The sequence below is a fragment of the uncultured Mucilaginibacter sp. genome, from assembly GCF_903913935.1.
Classification (GTDB): domain Bacteria; phylum Bacteroidota; class Bacteroidia; order Sphingobacteriales; family Sphingobacteriaceae; genus Mucilaginibacter.
The window spans coordinates 22,593-32,265 of the sequence record NZ_CAIWNH010000152.1; the positions used below are offsets into that span (position 1 = coordinate 22,593).

General features: G+C 43.7%; 9 protein-coding genes and 1 pseudogene. All 10 read right to left on the bottom strand.

The window, feature by feature from the left end:
* Positions 1 to 34: 34 nt before the first annotated feature.
* The gene (locus QZY09_RS05735; RefSeq protein ID WP_295669399.1) at positions 35 to 412 is read right to left on the bottom strand and encodes an SMR family transporter; all 378 of its coding nucleotides are present in this window, start codon (positions 410 to 412) and stop codon (positions 35 to 37) included.
* A gap of 86 nt (positions 413 to 498) precedes the next feature.
* Positions 499 to 1,482 (bottom strand): sterol desaturase family protein, encoded by a 984-nt coding sequence (locus tag QZY09_RS05740; RefSeq protein ID WP_295669402.1) that lies wholly within the window; start codon positions 1,480 to 1,482, stop codon positions 499 to 501.
* A gap of 87 nt (positions 1,483 to 1,569) precedes the next feature.
* Positions 1,570 to 1,896: pseudogene (locus QZY09_RS05745) on the bottom strand (four helix bundle protein).
* A 101-nt stretch (positions 1,897 to 1,997) separates the two neighbouring features.
* A complete protein-coding gene (locus tag QZY09_RS05750) occupies positions 1,998 to 3,425 on the bottom strand; it encodes an N-acetylneuraminate synthase family protein (RefSeq protein WP_295669405.1) in 1,428 nt (475 codons plus the stop codon).
* A gap of 32 nt (positions 3,426 to 3,457) precedes the next feature.
* The gene (locus QZY09_RS05755) at positions 3,458 to 4,264 is read right to left on the bottom strand and encodes an SDR family oxidoreductase (protein WP_295669408.1); all 807 of its coding nucleotides are present in this window, start codon (positions 4,262 to 4,264) and stop codon (positions 3,458 to 3,460) included.
* Between the two features lie 130 nt (positions 4,265 to 4,394).
* Positions 4,395 to 5,732: an aminotransferase class III-fold pyridoxal phosphate-dependent enzyme gene (locus QZY09_RS05760; protein ID WP_295669410.1), complete on the bottom strand. Its 1,338-nt coding sequence runs from the start codon at positions 5,730 to 5,732 to the stop codon at positions 4,395 to 4,397.
* A gap of 15 nt (positions 5,733 to 5,747) precedes the next feature.
* Positions 5,748 to 6,686, bottom strand: coding sequence for a transketolase C-terminal domain-containing protein (locus QZY09_RS05765; RefSeq protein ID WP_295669413.1), 939 nt, complete (start codon positions 6,684 to 6,686; stop codon positions 5,748 to 5,750).
* Position 6,687: 1 nt separating this feature from the next.
* Entirely contained in the window at positions 6,688 to 7,551 is an 864-nt protein-coding gene (locus QZY09_RS05770) for a 1-deoxy-D-xylulose-5-phosphate synthase N-terminal domain-containing protein (protein ID WP_295669416.1), read from the bottom strand.
* Positions 7,552 to 7,602: 51 nt separating this feature from the next.
* Positions 7,603 to 8,412, bottom strand: coding sequence for a glycosyltransferase family protein (locus QZY09_RS05775; protein ID WP_295669419.1), 810 nt, complete (start codon positions 8,410 to 8,412; stop codon positions 7,603 to 7,605).
* Positions 8,413 to 8,429: 17 nt separating this feature from the next.
* Positions 8,430 to 9,476, bottom strand: coding sequence for a hypothetical protein (locus QZY09_RS05780; protein ID WP_295669421.1), 1,047 nt, complete (start codon positions 9,474 to 9,476; stop codon positions 8,430 to 8,432).
* Positions 9,477 to 9,673: the final 197 nt, after the last annotated feature.

Sequence of the window (9,673 nt, forward strand, 5' to 3'; positions counted from 1 at the left end):
AGCGAACAGGAAAGTAAATTGTTACAATTAAAATTTATTTGGGCTGTACAGCGTAAATTTTCAGCCCCAAAATTCCGGTCATTATCAATAGCATAAAAAACACTTCGGGCCACGAGATCCGTTGCTGAAAGAATACTATTTCAGAAATTTTAAGAAATATTAGAGTTGTTGCTGTCCAGACTGCAAATGCCATTGCGGTTGGGATCTGTTTTATAGCGGTTGAGAAAAAATAGATGTTGGCCAACCCAAATAAAACATAACCCACAAAAGGCAGTAAAAACTGTAAACCTCCCTGCCATTTATAAAAATTGGTAAAGGTTAAGGTCTTCAGGTCGCTAAATTTCATGAACTTTAAACAAAAGGTCCAGGCGGTTTCGCAGGTTGCGGCTAAAACTAAATATATCCAGGCCAATACTATTAGTTTTTAAATACAGGTTGCAAGATATAAATTTTCAATAGCATTGAAATGCTTTTTCAGGCAGCAGGAACTCAATATGGTCATTGCTGTTTGTAGGTATAATTTACAACATCCCCATCAAGCTCATTAATGGCAGCATGCGACGGGGTATTGTCCGTTTCCAATTCATCGGGGTGCATATAAAATACTCTTGCGGATTTTTTGATCCCTAAAAATTTGCTCAATGCCGTTACCAGGTTTGGGCGTAATTCATAATACCATTTAAACCATTTGTATTTCAACAGGCTTTTTTCGTCGAACCTTTTTACAGAGAAAACGTGCTGCAGGAAATAGTCTTTAGGATAATCATAATACAAGCCCCAGTTCTCGCGGCGGTTGCCAGGTTTATGGCCCGGAAAATATGCTGTCCCAAAGAGATAGTCCCATATAGAAAACTTAGTAGCGAAATTGGCATGAAAAACCTCGCGGTAATTGGCATGGTGCCATAAATGCAATTCGGGCGAATTCAGAAAGTACTTTAATTTCCCAAACTTTACATTCACATTGGCATGGATAAACATGCCGAACATGGCATCAAGCAGGGCTTTGATAGGTATTACTTCGGGATGTGCCCCTAAAATTATTATGGGTGCAAATTCAATGGTTTGATTAATGATAATTTCGACAACGTGAGACCTTGATCCCGCCAGGAAATCAACTTCTTTGCCGGAGTGGTGAGCCTCATGCGTACGCCAAAGCAACTTATTAGCATGCTGTAAACGATGGAACAGGTAGATATACAGATCATGGGTAACCAGGAAAAACAAAACCTGTTCGGTTATCGACCAGCTTCTGAAAAAGGCGAAACCGTGCCAGTGGATAAAATTTTGCAGCGATGGTATGATGTATGCGAAGATCAGGATCTTCAAAAAATAACTCTGAATGATGGTATACCATACCAAATCAACCCAAAAACCCTCCCTAAAAAAAGGCAGGCCTTTACGGTACGGCGAGATCCGTTCCCAGGAGATGATGAAGATCACCCAGCAAATGAGGATTGTTGTTGTGGTTTGAATTAATGTCATTCTAAGTCGAAAGTCTTGAGTCTTAAGTCGGAAAACTATTTGTTCAATTTATTATTTAAATTTTTCTGGATTATTTGTCATATAAATTTAGAGATACGTGACCGCTTCGCTTTGCTTATTAAGTTCGTTGTATTTGCCGACATCAATATAATTACAAGCAAGCGAGGCATCTAGCCAGGCTTGCGTTTCACCATTCTCCATATCTGCATCTGTAAGTTTACTCACAAAATGATTTGGGTATTTTCGCTTTTTATAAGCTTCTGCAATTTAAGCAAAAACCGATCTTGAAGATCTCCTTATTTGGTCAATAAGACTATATGTTTCTTCTTTTGGAAAACTTTTCGTTATTGAAAATATTTCCATCGATAACGCAAATGCTTTTTTATAAGCAATCAAATCTCTGAATGAACTCATCGTTTAGGCCTAAAGTTTAAATCCGAAAGTCGTTATTTTTTATGCTTTTTCATGAAATATTTAAGACTTCGGACTTAAGACTTTAGGCTTCGGACTTAAAACTATGCTTTCGCCTTTTCCTTATACTCTTCACTTATGTTAACCCTTAAACGTTTCATAGGGCCAAGTTCAGATTCGTACACTCTTTTTATGCCATCACCGGCTGCAATTTCCACATCGCGGATATCACGCACCAGGCGCTGAAAGCCTTGCGGCTCAACTGATGCGGCATGATCAGATCCCCACATGGCCCGGTCAAGCGTGAAATGGCGTTCTACAAACGTTGCGCCCATAGTAACTGCGGCAACGGTTGTTGCTAAACCCGTTTCGTGGCCCGAGTATCCAACCGGAATACCCGAATATTTGGTAGCCAGTGTCTGGATCATCCGAAGGTTCAGTTCTTCAGGTTTGCATGGATAAGCCGAAGTAGAATGTGCGATGAACAAAGGATAATGCCTGTCAAACGACCATACCAGGTTCATTGCGTCTTCGATCTCTTTAGTTGTCGACATCCCTGTGGATAGCATCAACGGCTTCCCTGTAAGCAAAATCCGTTTGATCAGCTGTGTATCTGTTAAAGACGCTGAAGCCAGTTTATACAAAGGGGTATCAAATTGCTCCATAAAATCAACCGCTTCCACATCCCAGGTAGAAACGAACCAATCAATCCCTACCTTTTTGCAATACTGGTCGATAGTGGCGTATTCTACAATACCAAATTCGGTTTTGCGCTTATAGTCAATGTACGATATCCGGCCCCATGGCGTGTCGCGCATAATTTCCCACTGGTCTTTAGGCACACAAAGCTCAGGTGTTCTTTTCTGGAATTTAACGGCAGTCGCTTTTGCCGCTACGGCCTCATCGATCAGTTGTTTGGCAATTTCAAGTGAGCCGTTATGATTGATACCGATCTCCGCAATAATATAGCAGGGTTCTCCCGGTCCGATTTTGATGCCGCTATTTAAAGTGATCACTTCATTTTTTTGCCTGCTCACCTTTTCGCCTTTACGTGCAGCAATGATCATTTCCGCAACTTCCCTGAAACAACCGCTGCCGCCGTTATTTTCACAAACTAAAGAAGCCATATCTTTAACAAAGAATATAGCATTTGCCGGGCAAAATGAAACGCCGGCAAGCTTCATTATTTCCAGGTCGTTTACATCATCACCAATAAAGCCAACTTCCTCGGGTTTTAAGCCAAGCCTGCTGATGATCTCCTGAAACACGGTGGGTTTGTCTTTAACGCCCAGGTGGAGTTCGGTGATCTTTAATTTTTCTGCGCGTTTAATTACCGATGGAGATAACTCCCCGGTAATAATGCCCGTAGTTACACCCGCAAGGTTTCGCAGGCGTTCAACACCCATACCGTCGCGGATATCGAACTTTTTCAGTTCTTCCCCGGCTTCGCCATAATAAACGCCGCCGTCCGTTAATACGCCGTCACAATCAGTGAGGAGTAATTTGATTCGTGAAAGTTTTGCTGCTAACATATTGTTCAAGTTTAATTGGGTTCGTTATTTTATTAAATCGCGGTCCATCCGCCGTCAACCACCAGGTTTGCACCTGTCATATAAGCCGAGGCATCGCTTGCCAGGAAAACCAAAGCGCCCTGGTAGTCTGTTGGTTGTGCCATCCGGCCAAGTAATGTTTTTGCTGAATAGTTGTGTATAAAAAATTCGTTTTGTGCATTCTCAACGCCTCCGGGAGAAAGCGTATTTACGCGTACGCCCTTGCTTCCCCAGTACGCCGCCAAAAAGCGGGTAAAGTTTATTACTGCGCCTTTGGTAACCGGGTAAACAGCCGATTTATAAAAGGTTTGTTCGCCGCATTCATTCCGGTAAATAGATTGATCGGGCCCAACGATACCATAGGTGGATGCTATATTGATGATACTACCGCTTCCCTGTCCGGCCATCACGGTGCCAAAAACCTGCGAGGCCAGGAAAACCCCGGTTACATTTACATCGAGAGATTTTTTAAATGCATCGAGCGGGTAATTTTCAAAAGCCGATAACTCTTTTGCCATTCCCGGATTTTCAAACATATCGTTGATGGCGGCATTGTTCACCAAAATATCAATACTTCCGTAGCGCGTTAATATTTTATCACGAGCTGTTTTTAAAGATAACTCGCTGGTAACATCAACTTTTAATCCTCCATGCTGTTCGCCTAAACTTGCGGCAAATTTTTCCGAAGCAGCTTCATCCATATCCGCTACCACCACATTGGCACCGGCTTCAGCAAGGGCTTCGCAGTGTTTTTTACCCAGCAAGCCAAGAGCGCCGGTAACAATTGCAGTTTTATCTTTTAATGAAAATATGTTAGTCATTTGCTTCGCGTCATTGGGTCATTGGGTCATTTGCTTCGCGTCATTGGGTCATTTGCTTCGCGTCATTGGGTCATTTGGTCATTGTTTTTCCGCTTCAATGACCTAATGACTTAATGACCAAATGACTTTTTTATACCGCCTTCGGCTTTATATTATAGTTACTTACTTTACGGAAAACTGCTTCCAGCACTTCGCCTTTTAAATATTGTTTGATATTACCGCTTTGGATAGCTTCTTTCATTATCGGCATTACATCACGGTATGCCGAAAGTGTATAGGCAATATCCTCATCGCTATGGCTGTAACACATGTTGTGGAAACCGGCCCACAGTACACCACGTTTGATCATTTCCTGCTGCATCAGGGTTTTTACTTCAAGGCCATTACCGGCTTCGGGTGTAAAAGTCACCATGGACCGGCAGTTGTAACCGATGCAGCGGGTGTAAATATCCATCCCGGTTTCAATCGCGATCTGGTTATAGCCGTCTTTCATTAATCCACCTTTTTCGTCTAAATATTGCGGTACATTTTTATCGCGCAACTCATTAATGGTAGCAATGCAAGCTGCCAGCGATAAAGCTTCGCCGCCAAATGTGGTGTAACTAAAGACTTCGTGATTAAACAGTTCCATTACATCAGCACGGCCGGTTAGCAGGGCAATAGGCATCCCGTTGGCGCATGCTTTTGAATATACAGCCAGATCGGGTTTTACATCAAAGTATTCCTGGGCGCCGCCGATCGCGATGCGGAAACCTGTCCACATTTCATCAAAGATCAGCAGGGTACCATTTTCCTTACATACTTCGGCAAGTTCTTTAAGAAAGCCAGGTTTTGGCGCTTCAAAAATAAATGGCTCCAGGATGAGGGCTGCAACGGTTTCATCCAGCGCGGCTTTTATAGCCTCTATATCATTATACTCAAAAGTATAGGTCATGTTCTGTATGGCCTCGGGGATACCGGCATTACGGCTGGTGATACCGATATACCAATCGTGCCAGCCATGGTAACCGCAGCAAAAAACTTTCTCGCGTTTGGTAAATGCACGGGCAACCCGTATGGCTGCAGAGCAAACATCCGCACCGGTTTTGGAGATCTTTACGGCTTCGGCATTGGGGATCACTTCCTGTATCAGTTCCGACAATTCAACCTCGAGCGGGTGCATCAGCGAAAAAGTAATGCCATCTTTCAGTTGTTTTTCGATAGCTGCATCCACAGCAGGGTAGGCATAACCCAAGGAAATAGGACCGATGGCCGAGTTAAAGTCGATATACTCGTTCCCGTCAACATCCCAAACATGCGAACCTTTGCCTTTTTGCAGGTACTTTGGCGCTACGCCATTGGTAAACTGTCCCGGGCCTTTTGCCAGGGTTTGGGTAACCGGTTTTTGAACTTTTACCGCGCGTTGGTACAGTTCGTTTGATTTACTTATATCGGGGTATCCGGGGTTAAATTTTACAGAATTTGGCATGGTATTCTTGTTTATTTATTCAGAAAATTGCGGGATTGATATTTCGGGTTGATAGGCATTGGTATTGTAGCCCAATATTTTTTCGGCTATTTGTTTGCCGGTAAAGCCCTCGTGTTCCAATACGTTTGGCAATAAGGAGGGCTTGAACCATTTGTCCTTCAATGCCATCGGGATAACCTTGGCAGTCTGGCAGTGCTTTAACAACACTTCGGCAACAATACTATAAAGGCCACCTGTTACGAAATGATCTTCGAGCGTGATGGTTAAGGTACTTTCCCGGGTAGCCTCTAATATAGCCTGCTCATCTACAGGCTTCAGGCTGCGCAGGTTGATCAAACCAACCGACAAACCTTCGTTTTTCAATATCTCAACGGCGATCATCGCCTGTTCAAACAATAGGCCGTAGGTTAATATGGTAACGTCTTCGCCTTTTGAGATCACCTCGGCCTTGCCTAATTTAAATGGCCTATGCTGGTAATCAGTTTTGCGGGTATTGATGCGGACGTAAGACGGATGCGGATGCTTCCATATTTCGGGCAGCATCATTACCAGGTCCTGCTCATCGGCGGGGGCAAAAACCGTCATGTTCGGAATGCCGCGCATCAGTGAGATATCCTCCACAGCCTGGTGGGTAGGTCCATTACCATCAGATAAAAACCCTGGTATAAAACTGCTTAGTTTAACTGGTAGGTTAGGGATACCTGCGTCTGTCCTCACAAATTCAAAGGCCCGCATGGTTAAAAATGATGCGAGGGCATGTACCACGGGTATGCGCCCACGCAGCGCCAACCCGGCGGCAGCGCCAATCATGGTTTGTTCGGTGATGCCGGTATCAATAAAACGGTTGCCCAGTTTACCGGGGATATTGCGTACCAGGGCACGGTTTTCAGCCGTCATCACGATAAAACGATCGTCGGCTAATGCAGTTTGGGTAAGTAATTCTTCGTAGGTCATGTTATCTCACCACTAAAGTTTCAGATGTTAAATTCGTTAAATGTTCGCCGTGCAATTCTTTCAGCAGGCTCGCCACCTCTTCGGCATTAAAATTACAGAACCACCTGTCGGCCCTGCGTTCGATGCTGGGCAGCCCCTTACCGCGCACAGTGTCGGCAATCACCACATTTAGTTTGCCTGTTTCAAACGGAAATGCCGAAAACGCTTCGTGCAACGCTTCAAAGTTATGCCCGTCAATTCGTTTTACTGCTGCGCCGAATGCCTCGAATTTATCGGTTAAAGGTTCCAATGGGATCAACTCTTCGGTAGGCATATTGGCCTGGAAATGGTTCCGGTCGATCACAAAGATCAGGTTATCTAATTTGTGCGCATTAGCCACCAATGCGGCTTCCCAGCAAGTACCTTCGTTCAGCTCGCCATCGCCCATAATACAGATCACCTTGTTTTTGCCGCCCCTTATTTTAATATCCATGGCGACGCCTATAGCTACTGAGGGCAAATGGCCCAAAGAGCCTGAATGAAATTCGATACCCGGAATATGCGTATTGGGGTGCCAGTAAATATGATCGTTAAGGGCTAAATGATTTTTCAACCGATCTCTCTCCAGCAAACCAAGTTCAGCGAAGGTGCCGTATAGCGCTGGTACATCATGCCCTTTTGAAAGGAAGAGGTAATCCCTGTCCGGGTCGTCAAGGTTGTTTGGGTTGATATTTAAAAATTCTGAATACAGGTATACAATCAAATCGGCGGCAGACAAGGATGCTCCAACGAAGCATCCGCCATCTGTTGACATTTTGATTATATGCTCCCTTACTTTTAAAGCAGTGGCTTCGAGCTGGTCAATTGGTATAGCTAAACTTTGCATTTAATATGAATAAAACTTTAAAGTTAAATCCTGATCATTTAACTTTTGTTATCAAAAAGTCAATTTTGTTTGGTCTGATGAAATAGTTTTCAATTCATCTATATGGTTACGGTACCAGTTTACGCCTGCGTAGCGGGCATTTATCTCATAAATCTCCGGCTTTTGTTCAAGCAGGCTAATGATATCATTGCAGGAAAAATCATGTTTGGCCGGGTATAACTCTTCGTAAACACGCTTAATAAACAAGTAATCAGCTTCATAATCGATCGCAAAGCGATGCGACATGGAATAATCTTTTCCTGTATCCCAGGTTACGTTTCCAATACTGAAGCTTTCAGGGTTTTCCCAGATATAGGGCGTGGTGTGCTCCAGCTCCAGGTTCTTTGTTGCTTCTTCCCAGGTTCTTTCAAGGCAGGCCATGGTCATGATCTCCACATCGTTCCCATCCGGAAAAGTGGCCGGGTGCAGGTTGCTTACGTAATCATATTCACCGGGGTGCTCAAAATAGAAATCAAGCACCTGGTCGATAAAGCGCGGGTCTATCAGCGGGCAATCCGAAGGGATCTTTAATACTATATCTGCATTGTGTTTTTTGCCGGCCTGGTAATGGCGGTCCAGCAGGTTATTGAGGTTGCCGCGAAAGCAGGGCACCTGTATCCGGTCAGCTTCCTGTTCAATAATATCGTCGGCACTTTCTTCAGACGTAGCAATAACCACCAGCGCCTGGTGGCGGATCATTTTAAGCCGTTCGATCATCCTTGACAAAAGGCTTTCGCCCAATATGGGCATCATCACCTTCCCGGGTAAGCGGGTCGACGACATCCTGGCTTGTACAACTATTACAGTATTATCTGCCATCATATTAAACGCGTACATGATTAGGCATACCGCACCTCAAGATAAGGTTCGCTTTCTGCCTTAAATGTAAATCCTTTCAGAAAATCTTCTTTTTTACCTGTAAAATCAATATACTGCCTGCAAATTTGCGCAATGTTTTTTGCAGATGTACCGCCGTTCTGGACGGGGGCCAGGCGGTAAAGCTCCTCAATGTCAAAATAGGAATGTACTTTTTTACCCAGCGCTATCCCGGTATAAACCACCGTTGAATATTGCGTGATCAGCTCGCAGCAATTCGCGATCATGTGGTTGGTATTTCCGTTGCTGAATATCAAAGTGCCTTCGGGCGCATATTTTTTTATCTCTGCTTCTGCCCTTGGTACGTTTTCGTTAGGGTGCAGCTTAAAAAGCAGTTGCCTTCTATCAGCGATATTTGCAGCATGGCGTATAAAGGCAGCCCTGTTTTCAAAACGATAGGTCTCGCGCATATCCGTGGTAGCAACCATCACATAGTCATGCAATGGAAAATCATTATCCAGGTATTGGCGCTGGTTGTCGTAATTAGGGATCCCCGTTACTATCAGCTTTGAAGGGTCAGTACCTTTCCGGGCAAAGTAATTTTTGTACCCTATTGAGGCTGTACAATAAATATCGCATACATTGGTTGAGCCATTCAACGAAGTGTCGCCCGAGCAATATGGCGGCAGGTTTAAGGCTTTAACCAAACCGGTTAACAGGGTGGTTTTATCGATCATTCCTTCCTGCACCCAGATGGTTTTGGTATGCCTGAATTTTTTGGCTACGATCATATCGGTACAGTTAACCACCAAATCGTATGGATGCCTGTTGCCACCCCGGTCAATCTGGGCGCCAAAGTGGCTAAGGTAGTTTTCTGATTTTTTCCGGAAGTGATCAGCAAGCACCGTATGGTTGGCAACAGGCGTGTATTTTAGTATTCCCTTTAAAAAATTGTTGTCTGCGAAGAGCTGGCTAAACCAGCAGTCGAAGTCAGACAAATGCTCCGAGATCTGGTGCATTTGCGAAGTTTGATTAATAGATCCGGTAATAAATAGTATCTTCTTCCTCATCTCGATTCGTAATCAATTTTTAAAACTACAAATTAGGTTTCGGCTTTTAACAGCCTCGGAATAATGTTAATACATCCTTAACTTCTACTTAACGGTGATGTTAATGTTGTATTATTTAGCTATTATCTGGTAAAATAAAATTACAATTAATTTAACACCAGGTACAAGCCCATAGACGAATATTTTTCGATTTTATT